This is a genomic window from Pauljensenia sp. UMB10120 (genome assembly GCF_030212035.1).
Classification (GTDB): domain Bacteria; phylum Actinomycetota; class Actinomycetes; order Actinomycetales; family Actinomycetaceae; genus Pauljensenia; species Pauljensenia radingae_A.
Window position 1 is genome coordinate 232097 of the sequence record NZ_JASODH010000002.1, and the last position, 25856, is coordinate 257952.

General features: G+C 60.5%; 23 protein-coding genes. 13 read left to right on the forward strand and 10 right to left on the reverse strand.

The features are described from left to right. Positions 1 to 275 precede the first annotated feature (275 nt). Positions 276 to 2003 carry an FAD-dependent oxidoreductase gene (locus QP093_RS02890; RefSeq protein ID WP_285014569.1) on the forward strand — a complete coding sequence of 576 codons (1728 nt, stop codon included), beginning with the start codon at positions 276 to 278 and terminating at the stop codon, positions 2001 to 2003. Here QP093_RS02890 and QP093_RS02895 read toward each other — a convergent pair. The 3 genes from QP093_RS02895 to nadE all read right to left on the reverse strand — a co-directional run bounded on the left by QP093_RS02895 (position 2000) and on the right by nadE (position 6113). Next, positions 2000 to 4627, reverse strand: a complete 2628-nt coding sequence (locus QP093_RS02895) for a choice-of-anchor M domain-containing protein (RefSeq protein WP_285014570.1) — start codon at positions 4625 to 4627, stop codon at positions 2000 to 2002. The genes QP093_RS02890 and QP093_RS02895 overlap by 4 nt on opposite strands. Positions 4628 to 4725: 98 nt before the next feature. After that, positions 4726 to 5274 carry a hypothetical protein gene (locus tag QP093_RS02900; protein WP_285014571.1) on the reverse strand — a complete coding sequence of 183 codons (549 nt, stop codon included), beginning with the start codon at positions 5272 to 5274 and terminating at the stop codon, positions 4726 to 4728. After that, positions 5274 to 6113 carry an NAD(+) synthase gene (gene nadE, locus QP093_RS02905; RefSeq protein WP_285014573.1) on the reverse strand — a complete coding sequence of 280 codons (840 nt, stop codon included), beginning with the start codon at positions 6111 to 6113 and terminating at the stop codon, positions 5274 to 5276. The genes QP093_RS02900 and nadE overlap by 1 nt, the downstream gene beginning before the upstream one ends. 104 nt (positions 6114 to 6217) lie before the next feature. Here nadE and lipB point away from each other — a divergent pair, with 104 nt between their 5' ends. Together lipB and lipA are read left to right on the forward strand one after the other, a co-directional pair. Beyond that, positions 6218 to 6883 (forward strand): lipoyl(octanoyl) transferase LipB, encoded by a 666-nt coding sequence (lipB, locus tag QP093_RS02910; RefSeq protein ID WP_285014575.1) that lies wholly within the window; start codon positions 6218 to 6220, stop codon positions 6881 to 6883. Positions 6884 to 6892: 9 nt separating this feature from the next. Continuing rightward, complete coding sequence (lipA, locus tag QP093_RS02915; protein ID WP_285014577.1) at positions 6893 to 8008, forward strand: lipoyl synthase; 1116 nt, start codon at positions 6893 to 6895, stop codon at positions 8006 to 8008. Positions 8009 to 8091: 83 nt separating this feature from the next. Here the strand turns inward: lipA and QP093_RS02920 are convergent, their stop codons facing one another. The 4 genes from QP093_RS02920 to QP093_RS02935 all read right to left on the reverse strand — a co-directional run bounded on the left by QP093_RS02920 (position 8092) and on the right by QP093_RS02935 (position 12208). Next, positions 8092 to 9609 carry a collagen-like triple helix repeat-containing protein gene (locus QP093_RS02920; RefSeq protein ID WP_285014579.1) on the reverse strand — a complete coding sequence of 506 codons (1518 nt, stop codon included), beginning with the start codon at positions 9607 to 9609 and terminating at the stop codon, positions 8092 to 8094. Beyond that, on the reverse strand, positions 9602 to 9937 hold the full coding sequence (locus QP093_RS02925) for a hypothetical protein (protein ID WP_058236422.1): 336 nt from the start codon (positions 9935 to 9937) through the stop codon (positions 9602 to 9604). The genes QP093_RS02920 and QP093_RS02925 overlap by 8 nt, the downstream gene beginning before the upstream one ends. Beyond that, positions 9934 to 10278 (reverse strand): YbaB/EbfC family nucleoid-associated protein, encoded by a 345-nt coding sequence (locus tag QP093_RS02930; RefSeq protein ID WP_058236423.1) that lies wholly within the window; start codon positions 10276 to 10278, stop codon positions 9934 to 9936. Before QP093_RS02930 ends, QP093_RS02925 begins: the two co-directional genes overlap by 4 nt. 250 nt (positions 10279 to 10528) lie before the next feature. Beyond that, positions 10529 to 12208: a class I adenylate-forming enzyme family protein gene (locus QP093_RS02935; protein ID WP_285014582.1), complete on the reverse strand. Its 1680-nt coding sequence runs from the start codon at positions 12206 to 12208 to the stop codon at positions 10529 to 10531. Between the two features lie 133 nt (positions 12209 to 12341). Between QP093_RS02935 and rbfA the strand changes: the two genes are divergently transcribed. The 3 genes from rbfA to QP093_RS02950 are packed head-to-tail and all read left to right on the forward strand — an operon-like array spanning position 12342 to position 14812. Then, entirely contained in the window at positions 12342 to 12857 is a 516-nt protein-coding gene (gene rbfA, locus QP093_RS02940; protein ID WP_092648451.1) for a 30S ribosome-binding factor RbfA, read from the forward strand. A gap of 14 nt (positions 12858 to 12871) precedes the next feature. Next, positions 12872 to 13819 (forward strand): tRNA pseudouridine(55) synthase TruB, encoded by a 948-nt coding sequence (gene truB, locus QP093_RS02945; RefSeq protein ID WP_285014585.1) that lies wholly within the window; start codon positions 12872 to 12874, stop codon positions 13817 to 13819. 3 nt (positions 13820 to 13822) lie between these two features. Further along, positions 13823 to 14812, forward strand: coding sequence for a bifunctional riboflavin kinase/FAD synthetase (locus QP093_RS02950; protein ID WP_058236427.1), 990 nt, complete (start codon positions 13823 to 13825; stop codon positions 14810 to 14812). Between the two features lie 37 nt (positions 14813 to 14849). On the opposite strand, the gene QP093_RS02955 is transcribed toward QP093_RS02950, so the two are convergent. The 3 genes from QP093_RS02955 to QP093_RS02965 all read right to left on the reverse strand — a co-directional run bounded on the left by QP093_RS02955 (position 14850) and on the right by QP093_RS02965 (position 18092). Next, positions 14850 to 16148, reverse strand: coding sequence for an MFS transporter (locus QP093_RS02955; RefSeq protein ID WP_285014588.1), 1299 nt, complete (start codon positions 16146 to 16148; stop codon positions 14850 to 14852). Continuing rightward, on the reverse strand, positions 16145 to 17449 hold the full coding sequence (locus tag QP093_RS02960) for a glycoside hydrolase family 1 protein (RefSeq protein WP_285014589.1): 1305 nt from the start codon (positions 17447 to 17449) through the stop codon (positions 16145 to 16147). Before QP093_RS02960 ends, QP093_RS02955 begins: the two co-directional genes overlap by 4 nt. A 70-nt stretch (positions 17450 to 17519) precedes the next feature. Continuing rightward, the gene (locus QP093_RS02965; protein ID WP_285014591.1) at positions 17520 to 18092 is read right to left on the reverse strand and encodes a YbaK/EbsC family protein; all 573 of its coding nucleotides are present in this window, start codon (positions 18090 to 18092) and stop codon (positions 17520 to 17522) included. Between the two features lie 230 nt (positions 18093 to 18322). Here QP093_RS02965 and rpsO point away from each other — a divergent pair, with 230 nt between their 5' ends. From rpsO to dapA, 7 genes are all read left to right on the forward strand, one after another. Beyond that, positions 18323 to 18592: a 30S ribosomal protein S15 gene (gene rpsO / locus QP093_RS02970; RefSeq protein WP_058236431.1), complete on the forward strand. Its 270-nt coding sequence runs from the start codon at positions 18323 to 18325 to the stop codon at positions 18590 to 18592. Positions 18593 to 18781: 189 nt separating this feature from the next. Then, complete coding sequence (locus QP093_RS02975) at positions 18782 to 21202, forward strand: polyribonucleotide nucleotidyltransferase (RefSeq protein ID WP_058236432.1); 2421 nt, start codon at positions 18782 to 18784, stop codon at positions 21200 to 21202. 209 nt (positions 21203 to 21411) lie between these two features. Beyond that, entirely contained in the window at positions 21412 to 22104 is a 693-nt protein-coding gene (locus tag QP093_RS02980; protein ID WP_058236433.1) for a hypothetical protein, read from the forward strand. A gap of 14 nt (positions 22105 to 22118) precedes the next feature. Further along, on the forward strand, positions 22119 to 23444 hold the full coding sequence (locus tag QP093_RS02985) for a M16 family metallopeptidase (protein WP_371935769.1): 1326 nt from the start codon (positions 22119 to 22121) through the stop codon (positions 23442 to 23444). Positions 23445 to 23478: 34 nt separating this feature from the next. Then, entirely contained in the window at positions 23479 to 24225 is a 747-nt protein-coding gene (gene dapB / locus QP093_RS02990) for a 4-hydroxy-tetrahydrodipicolinate reductase (RefSeq protein WP_285014592.1), read from the forward strand. Then, entirely contained in the window at positions 24222 to 24878 is a 657-nt protein-coding gene (locus QP093_RS02995; RefSeq protein ID WP_070725937.1) for a GNAT family N-acetyltransferase, read from the forward strand. Before dapB ends, QP093_RS02995 begins: the two co-directional genes overlap by 4 nt. Positions 24879 to 24921: 43 nt before the next feature. After that, positions 24922 to 25818: a 4-hydroxy-tetrahydrodipicolinate synthase gene (gene dapA, locus QP093_RS03000; protein WP_285014593.1), complete on the forward strand. Its 897-nt coding sequence runs from the start codon at positions 24922 to 24924 to the stop codon at positions 25816 to 25818. The last annotated feature ends 38 nt before the right edge of the window (positions 25819 to 25856 follow it).

The window sequence follows — 25856 nt, forward strand, 5'->3', positions numbered from 1 at the left end:
ATCTCACTGCGCTGACGGGTGAGATGACAAAGAGGAACGAGACAAAACGGACAGCGGCGAAAACAGAAAGCCCTTCAAAGCGACGAAAGTGGAACCCACGAGGACGAACAGAAGATTGTATGAATGTGAATTTCGTTTGTGACAAGAGGGAGAGTGCGATCCGGCACGTTCGTCGCTTCAATGCCGTACAGTAGCGATAAGTGCGAAACGAGTGGGCACTCACTGGCAATGGTGAAGCGTGATCCCTCGTCCGAACGACACATGAAAGGCCAGCAATGAAGCGAACAGAATTCGATGTCGTTGTCGTAGGGTCGGGTGCAGCCGGCCTGAGCGCGTCACTGACGGCGGCAAAAAACGGGCTGCGCACACTGATGATCGAAAAAGGCGACAAATGGGGCGGGTCCACCGCTAAGTCGGCCGGCATGGTGTGGGTGCCGGGTAACAAACAACTTCAACGCGTCGGCGGCAACGACAATATGGAAATGGGTCGCACCTACATGAAGGCGACGGTTGGAGACTGCACCAGTGACGAAATGATTGATTCGTTCCTGACCAACGGTACGCGCGCGATGGATTTCCTGACTGCAAACTGCCCCGGGCTGGTGTGGCGCAACATGGAAGGCTACCCCGATTACTGGCTCGACGCTCCGGGAGCTCAGCCGCAAGGACGCGGCGTGGAGGCCGGTGCCTTCGACTCGAACAAACTGGGCAAATGGAAAAAGAACCAGATGGAGGCCTATTTCAAACCGGCTGTTCCGCTGGATCTGAATTCGTTCGACTCCGCCGACATCCTGCTCTTTGCGTCAAGCTGGAAGCCGTGGGCGCGACTGGCCCGACTGACTGCACGCAACATCAAGCATCTCTTTGCCCGGCGCACACCGCGCACAATGGGAATGGGACTGACCGGCGCCCTCATGGAAGGATGCCTGCGCGCAGGTGTCGAAATTGCCATGAACACCGCGTTGAAGGACCTCATTGTGGAGGATGACGCGGTGCGCGGCATCGTCGTGACGCACGAAGGCAAGGAGTCACGTATCCGCGCTGCCAAGGGCGTCATCCTGGCGTGCGGCGGGTTCGAGCGAAACGCGCAGATGCGTCAGAAATACCAGCGCCACCCGATTAATGGCACGTGGACTGTCGGCGCGGAAACGAACACGGGCGACGGTATTCAGGTCGGCCTGCAACACGGCGCTGCGATCGACAATATGGCTGATGCGATCTGGTCACCTGTTATCCAGTTGCCGCGTTCATCCGCGTGGACGCCGATCGTCATTGAAGATGAGGAACGCTTTATCGTCCCGGACCGGTCCCTGCCACACACCGTGATCGTCAACGGCCAGGGCAAGCGCTTCATGAACGAAGCGCTGCCTTACTGCACCGCTGGCCAGGGCCTGTATGGTGGGCATTTCGGCAAGGGCGAGGGAGACGCTGAAAACCTTCCCGCCTGGCTGATCTTCGATCATCAGTTCCGCTCGAAATACGTGTTCGGCTACGGACACATGCCGGTCGTGCCCCTGCCCAGGGAATACTTCGAATCAGGGGCGATGGTACAGGCAGACAGCGTGGACGAGCTGGCGCAGAAGATCAACGTGCCGGTCGAGCAGCTGCGCCTCACCCTCGAGCGGTTCAACGATTTTGCGCGCACAGGCATCGACGAGGATTTCCACCGCGGCGAAAACGAACACGATCGTTTCTACGGTGACCGCTACCATGAGCCGAACCCGTCGCTCGGCACAGTGGAGAAAGGCCCGTTCTACGCCACGCAGGTCTACCCCGGTGACATTGGAACGTCGGGCGGCCTGGTGATTAATCCGCAAGCGCAGGTCACGCGCGAGGACGGCAGTGTCATTGACGGTCTGTATGCGGCCGGCAATACCACCAAATCCATTGTTGGGCACACCTACACTGCCGGCGGCACGTCGATTGGGGCCGCCCTGGTCTTCGGGTATGTTGCCGCGCGTACGATCGCAGAAAAGGCCGGCCGCAATATGGTTGCTCACTAAGAACAGCGAGGGTGCCTGGCCACGCACGCACACCCGAGCGCGGCCAGTATGAGTGCTCCTGCGACCATTCCTCCATGGGTGCCGCTGCTGGCAAGGCGCTGCGTGCCCAGTGGCGTAACTGATGCCAACGGAGCACCTGAAGCCGAGGCGGAGGCATGCTGCTCGCCCGTGCTCTGCGCGCCAGCCGCGTCCTGCGGTGTGGTACCTGCATCTGCATTGTCAGTTTTTGTCTCGCCAGAGTCTGTCGGCTGGGCCTCGGTGGAGGGAGCCCCGCCAGCGGGAGTATCTGGCGTGGGAGTGCCTGCGGTGGGCGTGTCAGCGCACGAGGGCGTCTTTCCTGACCTGTGATCAAGGATTGCCTGGTGACCGACAAGTACGGTCAGACACTGCTTGCCTGATGATGCGGGCGCGCCATCGATCGTCCCGCTGTAGGACGCATCGAGCAGATACACGCCAGGCTGGGTGAATGCCCACGCCGCATGTGCGTGAATGTTCGCCGGCATGGTGATGCTGGTCAGCTCGCGGGTTGAATTTATCAATTCGGTGGTCTCACCGAAGGTTCCCAGGGTAAAGACGTGGTATGACGCACCCTCGGGAATGGAACGCGGCTCAAGGTGTAAAGTCAGTGACTCGGCACGCTCAGCGTCAACCTCGGTCGTCGACCAGCCTGGCCACAACGCGCCCTGGCGCTGTTCCTGGTCCAGCAGGTAGTACTTGGCTGGAGGTGTGGGAAGGAAATTGGGGCCGTTCGCCGCGCCTGACGGAGTGCGCGGAGTGGACCGACGCGTATTGTCATCCAGTGCGAAGGCGACTGACGATAGTTCGCGAACCTGCGATGAATGTGCATGCTGCCTGGTGTCATCCTTCAATGCGATCCCCAGACGGCCATTTGCCTCCAGACGGGCCTGAATATCCACGTGGCCATCGCTCAGGATCAGGCGTGGGTCAGCTTGTGTCAGCGGCGAGTCGGTATGGGCTCCGGGAGTGGTGCCTGGTTTCGCACCGGGATTTGAGCCAGGATCAGTTCCTGTCTCGGATCCGCCCGGCTTATCATCCGTACCGGTTGCGTCGGATGGATTGGAATCTGGATCGGCAGGGGCTGCGGGAGAAGCAGCTGTCAGCGTGCCTGAATACGTCAGCGGCTGAGCAGTATTGACAGGCGTGGGGATCGCGACTTCGGTCGGCAGCGCTCCGACTAGGGCGTGAGGGAGCACCGTGAATCTCAGTGACATTCCATCGCAGTCAGACTGCATATAGGTGATGGAAGCGGTGGCTGCACCCTTCGACCCTGAGACCATCTCCGAAGGCTCAAGACCGCAGGTGGGATTATTCGCGCCAGCCTCGTAATATCCGCCACGGATCGTCGCACGGATCTTCGGGTCATTGAACCTTATAGTCGTGCTGAATGTCTCCCCGTCTTCCGGGGTGAGCGTGAGGGTGAATCCCAAGTCAGTGGGCGTATACGCGTCGGTCGAAAATGCAGGCGCCGGATCGTGTGAAGCGGGCTGCGGCAGCCCCTGAGCGCTTGCGGGAGACGATACCGTTGCCGCAGCATCGCCTGTCGAGTAAGACACTTCGGGTGAGACCCACCTGGCGTGTGTGCCATCTGCGGGAATAAAAACGGCTTGGAGGGAGCTGGTGGTGTTCCCCAGCATTTCAGGCCACGTTGCACGCCCGTCTTTAACAGGTACTTCCGCCAGGAAATAGCCGTCGATCAGGAAGGTCACTGTTCCGCTGGCACCTTCAGGCACGCTCGCCACCAGATCCGTCAGCTGATCATCACCATCATTGTCTCGCCCGTGGTGAGGGCGAACGGTCAAGGAGTAGGCACCGGCCTGCGGTGGAGCATCAGATGCCGCGGCAAACTGATCGGACAGCGAAGCAGAGGGTGTGCTTCCAGGTTGGCTGCCGCCGACCTGCCACACGTGCGGGTACTTTCTTGACGCGATCAGGGTGCCGTCAGCTGAGCGTGCGGTGACTCGATATGTCGCCGTGTAGCGCCCGGGTTTGGAAAACAGCGTCATATTGTGCGTGTGCGATCCTGCAGTCAACCATGTCGAGCGCAGATCCGGATTATGGCTGGAGATCAAGCGCGTCAGAATCTTCAACGGCCCCAACGTCGTGTAATTCATCAGCTCCATGCGACCAGGTCCATCAAAATCAACCAGGTCGAGGGTGAAAGTGCGACCAGCGAACTGTTCGATCGGAATGTCTGCGTCGGCACCGAATCCTGCCCAGATCGGAGCCTGATTCCATCCCGGAAGCTGCGGAGCCATGTACCACGTGGCACTGGTGTCTCGCAGGAATCTCACCTCGGGATCATCAGGAACGTGGTAGATAAACTGCTGAGCCTGGGTTGTGTCGTTGTACCCCTTGCCGACCCAGTTCACGGTCTGCTCAAGCGGATAGACCTTCCCATGCGCCTCGTTCTTGAGGACGAAGGTTCCGCCTTCCCAATACGTTTTCGGCGCATCGATATGTCCGAGCGTTGCCACGGTTTTCCCGTCATCGGGAGCGGCATGGGTGGGCGGAGCTGTCGACAGTGCGGCGCCGATGGTCATGATTGCAGTGACGAGGGTGGCGCCGGCATATCGGAAGAATCGTTGGCGGGAGATGGCGGGCACGGTGTGCACCTTTCGTAGGCGGTGAAGTTACCACCACACTAGTGCAAGTGAGAATACTTATCAATAAGATGAGAGCTGCCCATTGTGACTCCTTGTCGTCAACGGGTAGTGATCACGCCCAGTGCTGTCCCCACCGCGACGCCCGCCGCATCGGCCACCACATCTACCGAATCGGCACCGCGACCCGGAATATGAGCCTGAAGTTTTTCGGAGATCCATCCGTGCGCGCATTGGCCCGCAGCGGCCACATACCACGGCACTCCCACAGCAACGAGGCTGGCAGTGCCTGCGGCAAACAACACAGCGTGCACAAGTTTGTCGGCATCACGCGGCATCGATTTCAACACGGCGTCCGCGATGCTGTCGTGATCGTCACTGTCGATGGCGCTGGTATCGTCGGTGGCACAGGTTCCGCCAGTGGAGCAGGCCGCGCTGGTGCCGGTATCGCTGGTGCCGGTATCGCTGAGGTAATTGGTGCCATTGCCGTCGGTGTCATCAGCGTCAGTGACGCCGATTCCGCTGGCGTCGCAATCCGACCGTGTCACAGCTCGCGGATCAGGGGCATAGAGTGCTGCAAGCTGCGCGCCCCACGCGAGACCGGCTAACACCCATGTGACAGGTGAAGGTTGACGCGAGCGTCGTGCCATCAGTGCATCTTCTCCCAACGGCCAGGTGTCAAAGGCAGTGCACGCTTGTGAGCGGTGCGCGAGTGCCACCTGACGATGGTCTGCTCATCTTCTTCGCTCACCTCGCGGCCCTCAAGGTAGTCGTCAATGGCCTCATACGTGACGCCCAGAGCAACTTCATCAGGACGCAGCGGCTTATCAGATTCCAGATCCGCGGTAGGAACCTTGTCAGTCAGTGTCGCCGGAGCGCCCAGATAGCGGCCCAGCTCCCGCACGCGGCGCTTGGGCAGTCCAGTCAGCGGTGTCACGTCAGCAGCACCATCACCAAACTTCGTGTAGAACCCGACGAGGGCTTCCGCAGCCTGATCAGTGCCGACGACGAGCATTCCGCGAGCACCGGCAACTGTGAACTGCGCGATCATGCGTTCGCGAGCCTTCACGTTGCCCTTGACAAACTCCGTGTAGGAATCGACATGATCATCATCTGCTTCACCCACTGCCTGCCACATGGCATCGGTCGACGCTCCGATGTTGACTGTCAGAACCTGATCAGCATCGATAAACGACAGGGCATCTTGCGCGTCGTCCTCGTCAGCCTGGACCTGGTATGGAAGGCGCATCGCGACGAATGTGGCGTCACCACCATCCTCGCGCACTTTTTCGCACGCCAGCTGAGACAGGCGACCGGCAACGGTAGAATCTACTCCGCCCGAAATGCCCAGGACATAGCCCTTCAGGCCAGTTTCCTTGAGGTATTCGGCCAAGAACGTGATTCGACGCTCGACCTCGTGAGCCGCATCGAAATCTTCGACAACTTCCAGTTCTTCCATAATCGCGCGTTGGCGTTCATGATCAGTCATATCTGAATCGTAGCGAACTGAAGGCGCTCGCAGTACTGCCAACATCGGCGTATCTCACGCTTGCTCGGGTGGGGCGATAAGTTTCGCCAGCGTAGAGTAGAAGCATGCAGGTAAAGAACCTCTTGGATCGCGGACTGATCCCGTACATGGAAGGTGACCGAATCCAGCGTGAGACCTTCGATGACGTGAAGGTGAGCCATTGTGATGACACGCTCATTGTTGCTCAGTTCGAACCGACCTACACGGCTGGGAGGCGCACGAAGCCTGAAGATATCGTCGATGCTGACCTGCCGGTCATTTCGGTTGACCGTGGAGGATCGGTAACGTGGCACGGGCCCGGGCAGCTGGTGATCTACCCGATTATTCGCCTGGCGGCTCCAACGGAAACGATTGGATACATTCGCGCCGTCGAAGCGGCAGTCATCGAGGCTGTCCGCACTACATGGCACCTGCCGGTTGTTCGCATTGAGGGCAAAGCCGGTGTGTGGTTGCGTGACCCTGATCGCAAACTCTGCGCCATCGGACTCAAAGTGGCTCAGGGCGCAACGATGCATGGTCTTGCTCTGAACGTCAATCCTGACTTTTCGCGCGCCTTCACAGGTATCATTCCCTGTGGGTTGCACGACTGCGGTGTCGCCTCCCTCGTTGGGGAAGGCGTCGATGGAGTCAGCGTTGCCGATGCGGCTGATCCGCTCATTGCGTCCCTGACAGCCCACCTGGAGCCACTGACATACTCTGCACACGAATCTGAACTAGCTGCAACGAAGTGAGGACCAGCGTTGTCGACACTGCCAGAACCTGAAGGCCGCAAGCTCCGACGCGTCGAAGAGCGCAACTCGCAGACGCCTATCGAAAAGCAACGTCCCACATGGCTGAAGACGCGCGTTTCCAATGGGCCGGGATATCAGGATATGCAGCAGCTGGTTCATCGCGGCGGACTGCACACCGTCTGCGCAGAAGCTAACTGCCCGAATATCTACGAATGTTGGGAGGACCGTGAGGCTTCCTTCCTGATTGGTGGAGCGCTGTGTACGCGTCGATGCGACTTCTGCGATATTGCCACCGGACGGCCAACTGAATACGACCGGGATGAGCCCAAGCGCCTGGCTGAGTCGGTTAAAGAACTCGGACTGCGCTATGTGACGATCACAGGCGTCAGTAGAGACGACCTTGAAGACGGAGCCTCGTGGCTCTACGCAGAATCGTGCCGACAGATCCATGTCATGCAGCCTGGTACCGGTGTCGAATTGCTGGTCGATGACTTCAAAGGCGATCCGCATGCCCTTGCACAGATATTCGAATCCGGGCCTCAGGTGTTCGCTCATAATCTGGAAACGGTTCCGCGCCTGATGAAGACAATCCGGCCGGCGTTTCGTTACGACCGTTCGCTGAGTGTCATCAACGCAGCGAAGGAGGCTGGCCTCGTCACAAAATCGAACCTGATTTTGGGCATGGGCGAGACGACCGAAGAAATCGAATCCACCATGCGTGACCTGCTGGACGCGGGGTGTGACATCTTGACCATTACGCAATACCTTCGCCCCTCGGCATTGCACCATCCCATTGACCGATGGGTCAAACCTCAGGAATTCGTGCGACTGCGTGACGTGGCGTATGCGATGGGATTCCCCGCCTGTATGTCAGGGCCGCTCGTGCGTTCCTCCTACCGTTCAGGCAAATTGTGGGGCGAAGCGATGAAGAACCTGGGTCGGGAAATCCCGTCCGAATATGCTGGCCTCGTTGAACTGGCCTCCGCTGGTGCGGCGCGTCAGGAAGCCTCAGCTGTTGTGGGACGGATGTCTCCGGCAGAGTGTGCTCACTCAACGTCGGCCGAACCTGCGATCCCTGCCAGCGGGTCGCTGGTAGGACGTCCGCTTCCGGTTTCGGCCCTCTAGGAACCTCATACTTTACACAACGCGCGCCTTGAAGCTGGCTGATGAGCCAGTCAAGGCGCGCGTTGTGCGTCGGCGACCAGAAGTTATGACCTCGGCGAGAAGGCGTGTTCAGTGTGATGGCTACCAGTGATGACTGGCACGTTCGAAGCAGGAGCTTCTGGCTCGGTGTCGAACAATGACTGAAAATTCTCCTCGTTGATAATCTGCCGGGACGCATGCGCTCCCCTGAAACCAGATCCGGACGAGGCTGCTGCCGCCATCGAACCACCGGCGCCTGCCATCGCCATCGGCGGAACCATGAAGCCGCGTCCAGTCGCCGCGGCGCCACCACGAGCTGCCAAGGAGGCAGAGGACGCGGCTGACGATTCAGCGGCGTGGAAGCCCAGACGGCCCGACTGCGTGGGAGCAGATGAAGACGCGTGGACAGCTTCTGCACCTGCCGGAGCCACCGGGATGCGTGAGTCAGGAGTGATATCACCGTTGTGCCGGATACCCGCGAAGGCAGCAGAGTGGCTCATTCTCACATCAGACGCGCTATGGGCGCCCGACACGTCATAGGAGCCTGGCATGCCGTAGGAGCCTGCGTGATAGGAACTCGGCAAAGCTGAGGCGTAGTGGGTGCCATAGTAGTCTGAGTAACCCAAGCCGCCATATGCTCCGCCACCGTAATATCCTGAACCTCGGTTCAACGAGGTGCCTCGACCGTACGCCGCAGGATCCATCATCTGACGCTGAGAACCAAAGAGGCCGCCACCCTGTGAGCCACCCGTGATCTTGTTGAGCAGCGCGTTTCCACCAGTGGTGAGAAGCTTGGTGCCGACATCTTTCAGAACCTGACCACCGGGGGTGGCCAGGAACTGATTGAGCATGCCGCTCACTTTGTCGAACAGGCCCGCAAGCTGACCCAGGAGGCCTTTGAGGTTGCCGATCGACTCGATCACCTTGTTGATCGTTTCGCTGATGCGAGTGGCCAGGCTGGATACTTTGGCGGTGACTTGCTGGATGATCGCCGGCAGTGCCAAACCAGCGGTCGCGACTGCTTCGATCACTGCTGAAGCAAAAGCGCCGATGATCTGTGAGAGCGCGTCGCGGACCAGGTCATGAACGATCTGGACGAGGGACGCGGCTACTTCCAGTGCCGTGCCCATTGCATCTGCCCAACGTCCGGCTTTCTCAACGGTCTTGGCGATGTCGCCTTCGAGGGCATTCAGCGCCTGAATGGTCTCACCGCGCATATCGGACAGGTCGACGCGGGTGTGGTTCTGCAGAAGCGTACCGGCTTCAGCGAGCTGAGCGTGAATGTTTTTCCACGTCGCGCTGTAGGCGGCCACCTGGTCGGCATCACCGGTGAACGCATCGAGCCATTCGTCCAGAGGGTGAACATGCTCGATGAGCCACCCCAGACCCATCGCAATCAGTGTGCCCAGCGGGTCGAGGACCGAGGCACCGATATCCAGCGCGGTTGAAAAGAGTGCGACGCCGCCACTGACCCAGTCCTTCGATTCAAAGGCCTTGACGAGGGCCTCACCATCTTCGATCAGCAGCGTACCGGCCAGCTGCCCTGTGGATTCCTGGCGTTCAGCAACCAAAGAATTACTCATGGCGACCTCGCTTACCCCATACGTTTACCTCAGCTTTGAACCCGCGTGTCAGGTCCGCTTCCTGAGAGTTGAAGTCTTCAGTGGTCAGTCCGAGCTGCCTGGACGTCCTCTCCAAGGCGTCGGTTGCGCTTTGCATGGTTCGGCGCGCTGCGCTTTCCATGATCAACAACGGAGGCAGCAAGATCGGGGTGCAGAGAAGCCCAAAAGCGGTGCCGCCTATACCCGCTTCATATGAGGCCTGCTTAGCCAGGTCAACAGCGCTGGCCACCTGTGCTACGTGTGCTTTGTGCTGGGACAGTTCGTCTGTTCTGATCTCGAGGTCGCTCACATTTCACCTATCAATCTTGAGACAATCGGAGAATCCTCACCAAACAGTTCGCCCGCGATCGTGTGCACCTGACCGCGAAGGTCCGTGCGCGCCGCGTTGTAAGCCTCCATCACGTCGTAGGCGATGTGATCGGCTGGCACGCCCTGGGCATGACTATCGATATCTGTACTTCTGAGATGACCTTGAAAATTCACCGTGATTCGCACGAGACGGTCGCGACTGGTGCCCTGTCCGGTCACTTGCTCTGCTCGGCGACGAAATTCTGTTGCGGTTTCTGCGTGCTGTTGAGCTTGGGCCACTTGACGCTTGACCCGCTCTTGCGCTTGTGCAATTTCGTCCACACCTAGGAATGTAAACGGAAAACAGGACCTTTGTCCATACCTGACAGCAAATTTCCGCAAATTTACATTTGCTCTGTACACCGGCCGCTGCACCGTCATGCAATGTTCTTTTACCGATACGCGTCCACACTGCGACAGAACGCGACGCGTGCGTATGCGCGCACATTCACCCGTTCATTGGATTCAATGCCAATGTGCCCCGTACACGCACATGTCTGGTACACACACTTCCGGTACACACACCGCCCTGCTAGTCACCTGGTGCGAACACTGCGCGAAGCGCGCAGACGGTGACCTTGCCGTTGGACGATACCGGCAGTGACTCAACTACCGCCAGGCGCTGAGGCACTTTGAAGCGCGCAAGATATCGACCGGCAAACTCACGTACATCGTGAAGCGATGGCGCTTCGCACCCCTCATCCATGACCAGTACCGCGCTGACAGCTTCGCCCCACTTCACATCGGGCACACCCACCACATGCGCGGATCGGACTCCGTCCATGCGCGTGAGCACCTGTTCAACCTCGTGAGGGAGCACCTTTTCGCCGCCTGTGTTCACCGTGGCCACTTTGCGCCCCACGATGTGAACGAAGCCGTCCTCGTCAATGAAACCCAAGTCGCCGGTGCGCAGCCACGGGCCCCTCAACGATGCCGCGTTGAGTTCCTCGTCATTCCAGTACCCGTGGGTGACGGATGGGCCGGTGCAGATGAGTTCACCAATAGTGTTCGCACGGATGTCTCCCTCGCGCGAGCTGGGCGGCAGAACGCTCGCAACTGACGAGGGGGACTCGCCCGCCCGGGTACCTTCAACTGGGACAGCGTGTGCGTCCAGCCCATCCACCATCTCGATACCGATACGTGTGTGCGGGAAAGGAAAACCGCTGGTTGTGGAGCGGTCGGCTGGAAGACCGGGAACTAGGCACGTACCTGACGCTGCCTGCTCAGTCATCCCCCATACGCTGAACGGTTCAAGGCCTCGTTCGCGCAACATGGCGGCAAGGTCAGCCGGTACGGGTGCGCCACCGATCAAAGGGCGCGTGAATGAGGGCAACCCATCCGAGGTGAAAGTGGGAACCTGACACATCATGCGGTACATCGTGGGAACGGCGAACATCATCTCCACCTGGTAGCTGCCCAGGGCTTCGACCAGTGCAGCCGGATGGAACGCATCCACGATGATCACCGTTCCGCCCGAGACCGCTAGGTCCAGCGTGGTGCCGTTGAAACCACCGATATGGGACAGGGGAACGCTGACGGCTTCGACGGTGCGTGGACCATATTCGAAGACGTCGCGGAAATTGCGCGTGCCCCACCACAGGTTCTCATGGGTGAGTGTGACGCCCTTGGGATGAGCGGCCGTTCCCGAGGTGTACAAAATTGCGCCGACCGTGTCCGCAGGCAGTGCCGCCACATCAGCAAGCGGCAGGGGAGAGGTCTCAGCAACCGCGCGACTCCACTGGTCAACTGTCACGACGCGTGGCTGGCGGGCCGGGTGGGAAGCGTTGTCGGTGTCGATATTCAAGGTGGTCGCGCGCTCAACGCGGTCAATCTGAGCATCCCCGCAGATGATGACATCCGGCTCGCAGTTGACCAGGATGGCGGCTAATTCCCCGGCCTGCAGGTGCTGATCGAGCGGCACAGTGATGGCTCCTATTGCGGAGCAGGCCACGTGCACGAGCATATGCCAGGCGCAGTTCGGCGCCATGATAATGACGCGGCAGGTGGGTCCGACATTCCAGTCCAGTAAGACCTGAGCAGCGCGCAGCGCGTCGTCGAGGCTGTGAGCCAGGGTGCGGCGCGAGGCTTCCGAGTAGGTGTGCGCTGCAGGATCCAGATGCAGCTCGATGAGATTGTCGCGCCCGGCATGGCGCGCAGCGGACAGCGCGAGGAAATGGATGGCGGAAAAATCTGCGTGCGGCTCAGTGATCACGGCTCCTATTATGCAGCCACCGATGTGCTGACGGTGAACATGAGGTGATGGACACGATCACTAGGAACACGACGGCGCAGACACGTACGATAGAGGGTCGCAACGTTTGTTTACCAGCACAGGAGGCATCACCATGGCAGATGAATCGCGAGTACATAAGGTGGAGGACCGGATTCATCAGACGGTCGCACGCTTGCTGGGCCGACGCATCAAGGATCCGCGCCTGGGGTTCGTGACCATTACAGATGTGCGCGTCACAGGAGACTTGCAGCACGCCTCCGTGTTCTACACCGTCCTGGGTGATGACGAGGAACGCGCAGCAACGGCGCGCGCTTTCGAATCCGCCAAGGGGCTGATTCGCTCCGAAGTGGGCAAGGCATTGGGCATTCGATTGACCCCGACGCTCGAATTCATCCTCGACGCGCTTCCAGAGACGGCCGCCTCCATTGAAGATGCATTGGGCAAGGCTCGTGCGCGTGATGAGGAGATCGCGCGCGGTGCTCAAGGTGCCAGTTATGCCGGTGAGGCAGACCCCTACCGTCATCCCGAAGAAGACGACGAGGAATACGCCGACGAGGGAGGCGCTGACGACACATACGTCGATCAATCAGACATCGACGAGGCCGACGCCGACACCGACGAAATATAGGCCCGCCCAGATCCATGACACCTACCGATTCGAAGCAGAAGCCACAGCCACCCTCGGGAATTCTGATCGTTGACAAGCCCCAAGGGATGACCAGTCACGACGTGGTGAGCCGTGTGCGACGACTGGCGCACACCCGTAAAGTCGGGCACGCCGGTACGCTCGACCCGATGGCGACCGGTGTGCTGGTGATCGGTATCGGCAAAGCGACGCGGCTGCTCACCTACCTGAGCGCCAGTACGAAGATCTATGACGCCACCATGCGTCTGGGAATCGGGACAACCAGCGAGGACGCAGATGGGCAGGTCACGGAGTGCCCAGGAGCCAGCGATGTAACAGTCGATCAGGTGGCCGACGCTGCCCGTGTGGTGCGTGAACGCGGGTGGCAGGTGCCCTCTGCCGTCTCTGCCATCAAGATCGGTGGGAAGCGTGCGCACGCCCTGGTGCGCGAAGGAGAAGACGTCCACATCCCTCCGCGCGAGGTTCATATCAGCGCGATTGACCTGACTGGTCCGCTCCGCCCGACCGCAGCGGAGGCAGGCGTGCCGGTGGTGGACTGTGATATTCACGTTGAATGTTCGGCCGGCACCTACGTGCGAGCCATTGCCCGCGACATTGCCGAACAGCTCGGCACAGCTGCACACCTGACTGCTTTGCGCCGGCTGCAGGCCGGGGCATTCACTCTGGACGATGCTGCGCCACTGGATCGGCTTGAAGCGCTGACCGCTGAAGGAGCCGACGTGCCGATCATTCCCATTGGTGAGGCCGTCAGCAGACTCTTTGACACCCTTGAGATTTCTCAGGAGGAGGCCGCGCGCTTTGCTCACGGGAATCCGCCTGAACGCAGCGGCGCGCAGCTGGCTGATATGAATGTGGACCAGCCGATCGGCGTGTATTGTGAAGGCCGGCCTTTAGGCCTGGTGAAGGTACAAAACGGTGCTCTGCGCACGATAAGGGTGTGGTAAGACATGCAGGTGTGGACGTCAATTGACCAAGTGCCACGAGATTTCGCCTCCGTGGTGACCATCGGCAACTTCGATGGTATGCACCGCGGTCATCGGCGTGTGATCTCCGCCTGCGTGGACCGTGCGCGCAAACGCGGGGTGGCGGCAGTGGCCTGCACCTTTGACCCGCACCCCCGGCAAGTCCACCAGCCCGACTCGCATATGCAGCTGATCAGCCCACTGGAAGATCGCCTGAGCGCGATGGATGCTGCCGGCCTTGATCACACGCTTGTCATCCACTATGACCGCTCCTTCTATTCGCTGACGGCGCGCGAGTTCGTCCAGCTCACGCTCGTTGAGGTACTGGGTGCTGTGGAAGTTGTGGTTGGTGAGGACTTTCGTTTTGGCAAAGACAACGCCGGCACGGTCGAAACCTTGCGTGAACTGGGCAGAGAATACGGCTTTGATGTGGTGATGGTCGCTGACATCATCAGCCCGCAAGGTCGGCGCTGGTCGTCGTCCTGGGTTCGTGAACTACTTGACGAGGGTGACGTTGCTCAGGCGGCATATGTTTTGGGCCGACAGCACCGAGTGCGTGGCGTTGTTCAGCACGGATTTAAACGCGGACGCAAACTCGGTTTTCCGACTGCCAATCTGTCCGAGGGGATCGACGGTGTGGTGCCTGCGGACGGTGTGTATGCCGGATGGGTCGTGCGCTCGGTGCCGAATACGACGGCGCGTGAGTTCTATCCGGCAGCGATTTCAGTGGGCACCAACCCGCAGTTCGGTGGAGATAAGCGCACCGTTGAAGCGCACGTGCTGGGGCGCGCCGACCTGAACCTGTATGGCGAGCGCATCGCGGTGCATTTCGTGGAACGCATCCGTGCGATGCAGGCGTTCGACTCGGTCGATGCTCTGACGGCTCAGATGGATGATGATCTGCGGCAAACAGCATTGGTGCTGGGGATCGGCGTGTCAGGACGCGTGGATCCTGATGCTGTGACGGCCAACTGACTGAGAGCAGACATCTGCTCGGCACCGGGAAAGCTGCTCACGCCACGTTCTTCACCCGATAAATCACGAGTGCGCCGGTCAGTGCGAGCGCTCCGGACAGGATATACAGGCCCGCATAGCCGCCCAGGGATGACAAGGCTCCCGCTGCCACGACCGGTGCCAGCGCATTTGGCGTGACAACCGCGATATTCATGATTCCGACATCGCGTCCGCGTTGCGCGGGGATTGGCAGTACCTCGTTGATCAGCGCCTGATCGACCGCCATGTACACGCCCCACGAAATGCCGAGTACCAGCGCGGCAATAATGACCACCCAGAACGCGTGCGCCCACGCCATGATCAAGCAGGCGGCCGCAACCCCAACGGATGATCCGGCCACGAAAATCAGGCGCCGGTGCATCTTGTCAGAAATCGACCCGGCCACCACGGCGCACACCACCACGGCCAGCGCATAGATTCCGGTCAGGATCAGCACGCCCGTATCTGGATCGTCCAGCTTGATGCGATCTCTCAGGTAGTAGAACAGGTAGAACAGTGCCGTCACGTTCCCCAGGGTCACCGCCATGCGCGCAATGAACACCCAGATAAAGTCTGCATATGGACGGTCGGCATTCGCCTGAGCGCCGACGGGTTTCTTCACATCCTCATCAGTGTCATCGGTCGCGGCAGGTGTGGTCGGTGAGATCGCGAAGACGCCCTCGCCAGTGGGGACCTCGCGGTAGAAAACCAGGAACTGTACGACCAGGACCACCACGACTGCAGCGGAAATCCAGTAGGCCGGCGCGACATCGAAGACCGTGCCGATTGCCGTGCCGAGGACCAGGGCGAGTGTGTACGTCAGACCCATGACGCCCGAAACTGTGCCGTACTGGTTGATCGGAACTCGGTCGGGTGCCATCGCCTGGCTCGCCCCCACGGCGCTTGCGATCATGATCTGGAACAGCGTCCACGCGATCAGCAAACTGACGAACGAGGATGCCCCGCCCATCCACACCAGCAAGGCAGCTGCTGTTACCGCGCCAATCAGCACCCACGGGGATCGACGTCCAAAACGCGAACGCGTCCAGTCGGTGGCAAATCCCCACAATGCGGTGGCGATAATGGAGGCCGCACCGCCGACCGCCATGATCAGCGCAAGGTACTGCTCTTTGCCGTTGTCTCCGAAGAAGTCAAGGACCTGCTTGGCGATGAGGAGCTGGCTGGGACCCGCCCACGCCAGGTTGATGCCCAGGTAAGCCAATCCGTAGCGACCGATCCAGCCTTTGGTGACGGGTGGTCGCGCGTGAGGATCAACGAAGTGATCGTGGTGGTGGGTCTGGTCAGGTGCGGTGCTCATTGCGGATCCTCCCGGTAACGCTGGCCGGCAACGTAGGTGTCGTAAAGATCCGGTGTCAGTGCGCCTTCGCGAATGATGTCGCGGTACATGAGGGCGGAGGGTTTGCACGTGCGCTGACCGGTGGCAGGATCCACACTGACCAGGCCGAAGCGCGCTGTCATTCCCTCGCTCCACTCCCAGTTGTCGGTAAAGCACCAGTGGTAGTAGCGCTCGACGGGCAGGCCACTGTGCGCCAGTGCATTCAGGTGATCCCAGATGAAGCGGCAGCGGAATGATTCATCGGCGTTTGCATCGCCGTTGTCGCACGTGCCGTTTTCAGTGATCCATACGGGTGCGTTGTAGCGCTCAGCCAGTTCGCGTGTCACCTCGACGATGCCGTCAGAGTAGACCTCCCAGCCCAGGTCGTTGACAGGGGTACCGGGTATGGTGCCATCTTCGAGCTTGTCGATCGCGCTGCGCGAATAGTAGTTGATGCCCAGGAAGTCGTAGTAGCGCCCCGGTTTTACTCCGCCACTTGTGCCGAGGGCGACCGGAAACTCACCGACCAGCATTGCCTGTGCGATGGCGTCCTGGAACGCATAGCGGGCAACGCGGGTGAGTACCCTGTGCGACGGGTTCGAGGCGACGCGCGGCACAAAAACACGCATGTGGTGCGCGAAACCGACCTTCGCTTCTGGTTGCAGCCGGTGGATCAGCATGTAGGCGCGGCAGTGAGCCTGAGCGAGGTGGCGCAGGCAGGCGCGCACGCTGCGCCACGATACATCTGCCGGGGGACCTTCCTGGAACAGGTGCGCCTGCGTGACATAGACATTGGGTTCGTTGATCGTCACCCAGTCGGTGACGAGGTTGCGAAATTCGCGTACTACCCGATAGACGAAACGCATGAAGCAGGTGATGTTCTCGTGGCGGGTGAATTCACCTCGCTGGGCAAACCAGCGCGGATTAGAGAAGTGGTGCAGCGTCACGAGGGGTCGGATCCCTGCTTCGACGAGTGCTTCGAGCTCGTATCGGTAATGGGCAATGGCGTCAGTGTCGAAAACACCTTCTTCGGGTTCGATGCGCGCCCACTCCAAGGACATTCGGTAGTCGCGAATGCCAAGGTTGCGCATCAGTTCGATGTCCTCGCGCCAATGCTGCCAGTGGTCCACCGCAGTAGCGGGGTCGGAGTTGTCGCGGATAGTGCCGGGCTTTTGAGCCCAGTCATGCCAGTCGTTGTGGGTGTCGCCGCCCTCGATCTGAAGGGAGGACGTGGCGACGCCCAGATGCAGGCTGGTCGGTAAGGTCACGTCGTCGGGATCCATACCGTGATGCTAGCAGGGCGACAGCACGTATGTGAGTGGTCGCTCACAGCAGCATGGGATGTGAGCCTCGTCAGGCCTGTTCGCTGACCGGCTGTGCGAGTCCCTCGATCACCTCGGCACCGGGCAGGGCCGCCAGCAACTCGCCGGGCACCGCCAACTTGGAGCGACGCAGACCTGACCCGATGACACACATGTCGACTGTCACGCGCGGATCCAACAGCAGGCGCCACTGTGGCGGCACGCCCACAGGTGTGATGCCGCCGTATTCCATGCCGGAGGCTTCCACTGCTTTGTCCTGCGGCCAAAACGAGCACTTGCGCACGTCCAGTGTCTTCTTGATGACATGGTTGACGTCGGCTCGCGTCGTTGCGCGCACGACAGCGGCAGCCACGCGTTCATCACCGTTGCGCTTGCCAGCAATGAGGACGCAGTTACACGACAAAGCCAGATTCATCTGGTAGTGCTCAGTCATCGCCTCGGTATCGGCGTAATCCGGATCAATATCGGCTACAAGGGCCTGCGCAGTCAGCTCCGGCTCGCGCTTGGCCAGTTCCTGAAGTGCCTTCGCGGTAGGATCCGCGAGAAGATCGAGATGCTCGAGGGCAGGGAGCCATGTCGCTGTTCCATCCAATTCAATACTCATATGGTTATTTCAGCCTGCCTGATCAACAGGCGCCACCTGAATTTCTTATGATGAGACATTAAAGCTGAACGTGCGCCATCTCACCGCGCTCGCAGCGTGATTTTCGCCCTGATCAGGCTGAAGTGAGGGCGGGGCGTGTTAGCCTGTATTCGCCGTTAGATCGGCCGCGGGATGGATTGCACGAAGACAAGCTTCGATGCTCCGCGCAGCGAGACATTTGAGGAGAACACGTGCCGCTGAGTAAAGATGTTAAAGACCAGATCATTGCTGAGTACGCAACTCATGAGGGCGACACAGGCTCTCCCGAGGTGCAGATTGCTCTGCTGAGCCAGCGAATCAAGGATCTGACGGAGCACTTCAAGTCGCACCCGCACGATCACCACTCACGTCGTGGATTGATGCTGCTGGTTGGTCGTCGCCGCAGGCTCCTCGGATACCTGTCGGACATCGATATTGAACGCTACCGTTCACTGATCGACCGCCTTGGCTTGCGTCGCTGAGTAAAGCTCGGCCCGGCTCCACCTGGAACCGGGCCGCTTTTGCTATCCCGACTCGACAATGCGCGCCTTGAACGAGCGGTTTTCGACAGTGGCTTACGGAACGCATGAACAGAAAATGCCGGTCCGTGGGCTTCGATCGAAGGCCGACGTCGGGCGCATGACCAGAACAAGAAATGGAGTATTACGCCCATGATGGAAGGCGAAGAAATCACCGCTGCCGAAGCCATTATCGACAATGGCAAATTCGGTAAGCGCACCGTCCGTTTTGAAACCGGACTGCTTGCGCAACAAGCTGCCGGCTCAACGCTGGCATACCTCGACGACGAAACAGTCGTCCTGTCCACCACGACCGCAGGGAAAAATCCCAAAGATCAGTTCGACTTCTTCCCGTTGACCGTCGACGTGGAAGAGCGTTCCTACGCTGCTGGCCGCATCCCCGGATCATTCTTCCGTCGCGAAGGCCGCGCCGGAACTGAAGCCATTCTGGCTGCACGTCTCATCGACCGCCCGCTGCGCCCCGGATTTGTCAAGGGCCTGCGCAACGAAGTCCAGATCATTGAGACCGTTCTTGCGGTTCACCCCGATGACGCATACGACGTCCTCGCCATTAACGCGGCGTCGATGTCCACCCAGATCGCGGGCCTGCCCTTCACTGGCCCGATCGGTGGTACGCGCCTGGCTCTGATCGATGACCAGTGGGTCGCATTCCCGCGTTGGTCCGAGCTGCAGCGCTCCGTGTTCAACATCGTGGTCGCCGGCCGCATCGTCACCAACGAGGACGGCACGGATGACGTGGCCATCATGATGGTGGAAGCCGGCGGCGGCGAGAACGAATGGGAACTCATCCAAAACGGTGCCACCGCGCCGACTGAAGATGTCGTTGCCGACGGCCTGGAAGCCGCTAAGCCATTCATTCGCGCGCTGTGCGAAGCACAGATGAAGGTGGCAGAGAAGGCCTCCAAGGAAACAGGCGAATTTGAGCTCTTCCTTGATTACACCGACGAAGAGTACGACGCCCTCGAAAAGCAGGTGGGTGACAAGCTGGCCGAGGCCCTCAAGACTGAAGGCAAGCTTGCTCGCGACGAGGCCGTTGACGCTGTGCGCGACGAGGCTCTGGCAGCACTTGAGGAACAGTTCCCTGAAGGCGAGAAGGACCTCAAGGCTGCATTCCGCGCCTTGGAGAAGAAGACGATTCGTGAGCGCACACTGCGTGAAGGCATCCGCATGGATGGCCGTAATCCGCGCGAGATCCGCTCCCTGTTCGCTGAGGTCGGTCTGCTGCCTCGCGTCCACGGTTCAGCACTCTTCCAGCGCGGCGAAACCCAGATCCTGGGTGTGACCACGCTGGCCATGCTGCGCATGGAGCAGCAGCTCGACAACCTGAGCCCGATTACCTCCAAGCGCTACATGCACCAGTACAACTTCCCGCCATTCTCCACCGGTGACACCGGCCGCGTCGGATCCCCGAAGCGCCGCGAAATCGGTCACGGTGACCTGGCTGAACGCGCACTCAAGCCGGTTCTGCCCACGCGCGAAGAATTCCCCTACGCCATCCGTCAGGTCTCCGAGGCATTGGGCTCGAACGGCTCCACCTCAATGGGATCGGTGTGTGCCTCAACGTTGTCACTGCTGCAGGCTGGCGTGCCGCTGCGCGCACCCGTCGCCGGTATCGCAATGGGCCTGATGACCGGCGAAATTGACGGTGAGCAGAAGGCCGTGACCCTGACCGACATCCTCGGCGCAGAAGACGGCTTCGGCGACATGGACTTCAAGGTCGCGGGCACCAGCGAATTCATCACCGCTCTGCAGCTGGACACCAAGCTGGACGGCATTGATTCACAGCTCCTGCGTTCCGCGCTCGCACAGGCTCGCGATGCCCGCCTGGCGATCCTCAAGCTGATCCACGACGCGATCGACGGCCCCGATGAGATGTCCGCCAACGCGCCTCGCATCATCACCGTCCAGGTTCCGGTCGACAAGATCGGTGAGGTCATTGGACCCAAGGGCAAGATGATCAACCAGATTCAGGACGAGACAGGCGCTGAAGTTGTCATCGAAGATGACGGCACAGTGTTCATCTCTTCCTCCGATGGTGCTTCTGCAGAAGCGGCACGCACCATGGTCAACCAGATCGCAAACCCGCAGATGCCTGAGGTGGGTGAGCGCTTCGTCGGCACCGTCGTCAAGACGACATCCTTCGGCGCATTCGTCTCCCTGACGCCAGGTAAGGACGGTTTGCTGCACATTTCGCAGGTTCGTCGCCTGGTCGGTGGCAAGCGCATTGAATCTGTCGATGACGTGCTGCAGGTGGGCCAGCAGATCGAGGTTGAGATCGCTGAAATCGGTGACCGTGGCAAGCTGTCTCTGCATGCCGTCGTTGACGGAGAGGCCGCTGAATTCGAGCCGGAACCGCGTAAGGACAAGTCCGGACAGTCCGACAAGGACCAGGATGATCGTTCAGAGCGCTCCGGACGCGGTCGCGGACGCGGCCGTGGAGAGCGTCGCCAGCGCACCCGCACCCGTCGTCATCACAACGACGAGGGCGGCTCTCACGACGCAGACTCGAAGGATCAGTCAGATTCCACTGACTCCTCCGACGATGCTGAGTAAGTGAGAACGCTGAATAAGTCTGAACGCTAAGTAGCGCTGACTCGGCAGGGCGCGGCACCCGACTGCGGGTGCCGCGCCTTCTTCGTGGGCTGGCCGAAGGCCTGCGTCGAACAACGCCGGTATGGTCACAGGCGGGTGCGTCGCGGCTCAATGGCATAAGCTAAGTCTGACGCGTGCAACACAGCTGCGAACCAACGAAAGGACAGCTCATGAAGCGCTTCACGGATCCGGTCTTATTCGGCGCCCTTTTTGTCTTGGATACGCTGGCATGGCTGATACTGATGTCCACCGGCGGCATTGAAACCGCAGACCCCGGCTACGTCGCACCGATGACGGTCGGCAGCATCATTGTCATCGCCTGCCCAGCTCTGTTGGTTGCCACAGTTCTCGGCTTTGCGCGCGCTATTACCCGCCAGTCACCACGCAGCTTCTATATGTGGGCATTGTGCATGACGGTTGCCGCCGCCGTGATCGTCGGAATCGCCAGCGCCGCAACATCTGCATGGGGTATTGAAGTGGGATTCGGATGGATGACGTGGTTCTTCGCCATCATGGCTCTCGCACTTCTGATCGCTCTGATCATCGCACTCACCGGCGGCATCCCGTCGGAAAAGCACCTGGGCACCAGCGCCAAGGAGTCCAACGCTGACACCTCAGCCAGTCGCAACGACAAGACGGCAAGCGCCAAAACACGCACAACGGCTCCGCTCAAGTCCCGCTCGAGCCTGGAAAGCGATCCGCCACAAGACATCGCACCTGTCGGCGCCTCCGCAACTGAAGGCTCCAAGATGACGTCGAAGCAGGCGCGCCAGGGTGCCGACCCGCTTGACCTGCCCGACTCGTCAATTACGCCATCCGCGTCAAATGGCACATCAACGAATGCACCAAAGGAATCTCGTTAGTGACCGCACCAACCATAACTGGTATCGATCTTCCACTCGGCGGCGCGCAGGCAGCGGCCTCGTCAATGACCGTCAGCGATGATGAAACGACGGTGACGCGCACGATCCTGCCACGCGGCGTCAGAATCATCACTCAGCACGTCCCCGCCACGCGCTCAGCGGCAATCGGGCTGTGTGTGCCGGTCGGCTCGCGCGACGAAAGCCCTGTTCACGCTGGAGCCACACACTTCCTGGAGCACCTGCTGTTCAAAGGCACACCAACGATGAGTGCGCTCGATATTGCGGTCGCATTCGACGCGGTCGGCGGTGAAACAAACGCGGAAACCGACAAGGAACACACGCAGTACTATGCGCGGGTGCGTGACGCGGATGTGGATATGGCGCTGAGTGTCCTCACCGACATGGTGACCTCCTCATCGCTGGTGCCCGACGCCTTCGACGTGGAAAAAGGCGTGATCCTTGACGAACTGGCGATGGCGAAGGACTCACCGCTCGATGCAGTCCACGAAGCATTCGCTGCCGCAGTTTTCGGTGACACAACGCTGGGCAAACCGGTCGGCGGAACTCCTGAAGCAATCCGAGCCGTCAGCCGTGACGACGTGTGGGAGCACTACCAGTCCCATTACGGTCCAGACCGCCTCATCGTCTCCGTTGCCGGAAACGTTGAACACGACCACATCGTCGACCTCGTTGCTGCTTCGCTCGACCGGGCAGGGTGGCGTGGGGACGAGGGAGACCTCGGACCTGCTCCCAGGCGTGACACAACACCGGCACAGCTGGCACAACCCACTGTCCAGGAACGTCACCGCGACGTCGAACAGGCTCATGTGATCGTCGGATGCCCTGCGCTGCAGGTCGGTGATGACCGCATCCCTGCGATGTCAGTACTGCTGTCTATCCTGGGCGGGTCGATGTCGTCACGCCTGTTCCAGGAGATCCGTGAAAAACGCGGCCTGGCTTACACGACATATGCCTTCAACATGCGCTACTCGAATGCAGGCGCATTCGGGATGTATGCCGGCACGTCGCCCGCACACGTGGAGCAGGTTGAACAGCTCATGAACGAACAACTGCAGGCTCTGGCTTCTGACGGGCCGACCGAGGAAGAGATCGTTCGAGTACGTGGACACGTGCGCGGCGCGATCGCCCTGGGGCTGGAAGATAACCTGTCACGGATGGGCCGGCTGAGTAACGCCGAGCTGACCGGCACGTATTTCACGGTCGATCAGGGCTTGGCCCGCATCAACGCAGTCACCCAGGAAGACGTGCGAGCGCTGGCAGCTGAGCTGGTCAACGCCGAGCAGGGCCGCGCGGTCGTGCTGCCGAACGCGCGCAGCTAAGACAGCCGCAGGCCACCGCGGCGAAGGAGGAGAGATGAACACACTGCGAGTTGCAGTCGTTGGTGCTCGAGGACGCATGGGTGCGACCGTCGTTGAGGCCGTCAGCGCAGCACCAGACATGGAGGTTGTCGCGCGCATCGACGTCGATGACCAGATCACCACCGACACACTCAACCAGGCGACGGTCGCTGTTGATTTCACCGCTCCGGCCGTGACAGAAGATAATGTGCATGCGTTGCTGGACTGCGGCGTAAACGTCGTGGTGGGGACAACGGGCTGGACCGATGAGTCTCGCGGGCGCGTCGCGGAGCACGCCGAACGCGCAGGTAGATCCGTCATCATCGCGCCGAACTTTGCGATGTCAGCAATTCTGGCGATGAAATTTGCCGAAATGGCCGCGCCGTACTTCGAATCGGCTGAAGTGATCGAGATGCACCATCCGAACAAGCTGGACGCACCCTCGGGCACGGCTCGCGCCACAGCTGAACGCATTGCCCGTGCCCGCCGCGAAGCAGGATGCGATCCGATGCCCGATGCGACCCGCACCGACCCTGAAGGAACTCGCGGCGGCGTCATTGACGGTGTCCCCGTGCACGCCGTGCGGCTGCGTGGACTGGTCGCACATGAAGAAATCCTGCTGGGAAACGAGGGCGAGCAGCTCGTCATTCGCACCGATTCCTTCGATCGCGCATCGTTCATGCCCGGCGTCCTGTTCGCTATCCGTCACGTGCACGAACAGCCCGGTTTGACCGTCGGTGTCGATCAGCTCATGACACTATGAGCAACGCTGATAGCCGCGTCTCAGTACGCCCCGCAACCGCCCCGGATGCAGCCGACATTGCTGCCATTCAGGTGGCATCCCTGCGCAGCGTTGCCCGCGCCGTAGGGGGAGCGTCCGTCGACGTTTCGCCTCTGGAGGTGCAGCGCGCCTGGAATGACACGCTCTCACGCATACCACCGCCGGGATGCTCCACAATGGTGGCGCTGCACGGCAGCCGCGTTGTCGGGTTCGTGGTCGCGCAGCCGGCACCGTCCCATCACATTGACCATGCGAAGGCACCTGATATCCCAGACGGCCTTGAGCTGGCCGCCCTCGACGTGGACGAGAGATTCAGGCGCTCTGGACACGCCTCCCGCATGCTGGCCGCGATTGTGGATACCGCGCGGGAAGCGGGGCTGTCTGCCCGCAGTCTCCAGGTGTGGATCAGCCCCAACGATGAAGCGCGTGTCAGATTCTTCCAGTCAGCAGGTTTTGCGCCGGCAGGGCTGCTCAGACGGCTCGATGTGGCAGGAACGCCGATGACGCAGCACCTGTGGTGGGCAGGACTCGACTCCGCGGGATCAGGTGGCGGTGGCAGGCCGAATGCGCAAGCAGACAGTGCCGGTGCTCGCGGCCCTGAAGGGTGCGACCACCCTGCAGAATCCACCAACTGAAACAACGCGGCCCCTCGTGACGCCATCTCCTAGACTGTGAAACATGAAACATCTTCCGTCACGTACATTCGGATCCCTCGCGCCCGCACTGGTGACCCCTTTTCACCAGGATGGCTCACTTGATGCCGAGGCAGCAGCCAGGCTGGCCACCAAACTGGTCGACGACGGATGCGACACGATCCTTCTGTCGGGTACGACGGGTGAATCACCGACCACCCACCAACCTGAAAAGGACGAACTGACCAGAGCTGTCAAGGAAGCTGTGGGGCAGCGCGCTCACATCATGTGCGGCGCATGCTCGAACGACACTGCTCACGCCGTGCGCATCGCGGAAGGAGCGCAGGCATGCGGAGCTGACTGTCTGCTGGTCGTCTCCCCGTACTACAACCGACCTTCCCAGGCTGGACTGATTGCGCACGTGCGCGCCATCATGGACGCGACCGACCTGCCGATCATGCTCTACGACATTCCGGGGCGCACCGGCCTGGCGTTTAGTGACGAGACGCTCGATGAGCTGGCCCAATACGACCGCATCAAAGGCGTGAAGGATGCGACCGGTCAGGTGGAACGAGGATCGGCACGTATGCATCGCACAGGGTTGGAATACTACTCGGGTGATGACGGTGAGAACTTCAACTGGCTGGTGGCCGGCGCATCAGGACTGATCTCAGTGGTTGCCCACGTTGCCGCCGCTCAATACCGCCGGATGATTGATTTGCTGGATGACAACCAGGTGTGGGAAGCGCGCGAAATCCACTTCGAACTGCGCCCACTGGTCGACGTCATCATGGGAGGCGGACAAGGGACAGTGATGGCGAAGGCCGCACTGGCACTGCAGGGAATCATCGACACACCGGCCGTCCGCCTGCCGCTCGTGCCGGCATCTGATGAGGAGCTCACGCGCCTGCGTCACGTCATGGAACGCATGAACCTGCTGTGAAATAGCGTGGGAAAACATCTGGACGCGCGCCGCCGCTT

Excerpts from the sequence above, each read along its gene's own strand:
- dapB (WP_285014592.1), top strand. The coding sequence starts at position 23,479 with ATGAACACACTGCGAGTTGCAGTCGTTGGTGCTCGAGGACGCATGGGT.
- QP093_RS02995 (WP_070725937.1), top strand. The coding sequence starts at position 24,222 with ATGAGCAACGCTGATAGCCGCGTCTCAGTACGCCCCGCAACCGCCCCG.
- truB (WP_285014585.1), top strand. The coding sequence starts at position 12,872 with ATGACACCTACCGATTCGAAGCAGAAGCCACAGCCACCCTCGGGAATT.
- QP093_RS02890 (WP_285014569.1), top strand. The coding sequence starts at position 276 with ATGAAGCGAACAGAATTCGATGTCGTTGTCGTAGGGTCGGGTGCAGCC.
- rbfA (WP_092648451.1), top strand. The coding sequence starts at position 12,342 with ATGGCAGATGAATCGCGAGTACATAAGGTGGAGGACCGGATTCATCAG.
- QP093_RS02900 (WP_285014571.1), bottom strand. The coding sequence starts at position 5,274 with ATGGCACGACGCTCGCGTCAACCTTCACCTGTCACATGGGTGTTAGCC.
- QP093_RS02975 (WP_058236432.1), top strand. The coding sequence starts at position 18,782 with ATGATGGAAGGCGAAGAAATCACCGCTGCCGAAGCCATTATCGACAAT.
- nadE (WP_285014573.1), bottom strand. The coding sequence starts at position 6,113 with ATGACTGATCATGAACGCCAACGCGCGATTATGGAAGAACTGGAAGTT.
- QP093_RS02960 (WP_285014589.1), bottom strand. The coding sequence starts at position 17,449 with ATGGATCCCGACGACGTGACCTTACCGACCAGCCTGCATCTGGGCGTC.
- QP093_RS02965 (WP_285014591.1), bottom strand. The coding sequence starts at position 18,092 with ATGAGTATTGAATTGGATGGAACAGCGACATGGCTCCCTGCCCTCGAG.
- QP093_RS02980 (WP_058236433.1), top strand. The coding sequence starts at position 21,412 with ATGAAGCGCTTCACGGATCCGGTCTTATTCGGCGCCCTTTTTGTCTTG.
- QP093_RS02955 (WP_285014588.1), bottom strand. The coding sequence starts at position 16,148 with ATGAGCACCGCACCTGACCAGACCCACCACCACGATCACTTCGTTGAT.
- QP093_RS02920 (WP_285014579.1), bottom strand. The coding sequence starts at position 9,609 with ATGAGTAATTCTTTGGTTGCTGAACGCCAGGAATCCACAGGGCAGCTG.
- QP093_RS02950 (WP_058236427.1), top strand. The coding sequence starts at position 13,823 with ATGCAGGTGTGGACGTCAATTGACCAAGTGCCACGAGATTTCGCCTCC.
- dapA (WP_285014593.1), top strand. The coding sequence starts at position 24,922 with ATGAAACATCTTCCGTCACGTACATTCGGATCCCTCGCGCCCGCACTG.
- lipB (WP_285014575.1), top strand. The coding sequence starts at position 6,218 with ATGCAGGTAAAGAACCTCTTGGATCGCGGACTGATCCCGTACATGGAA.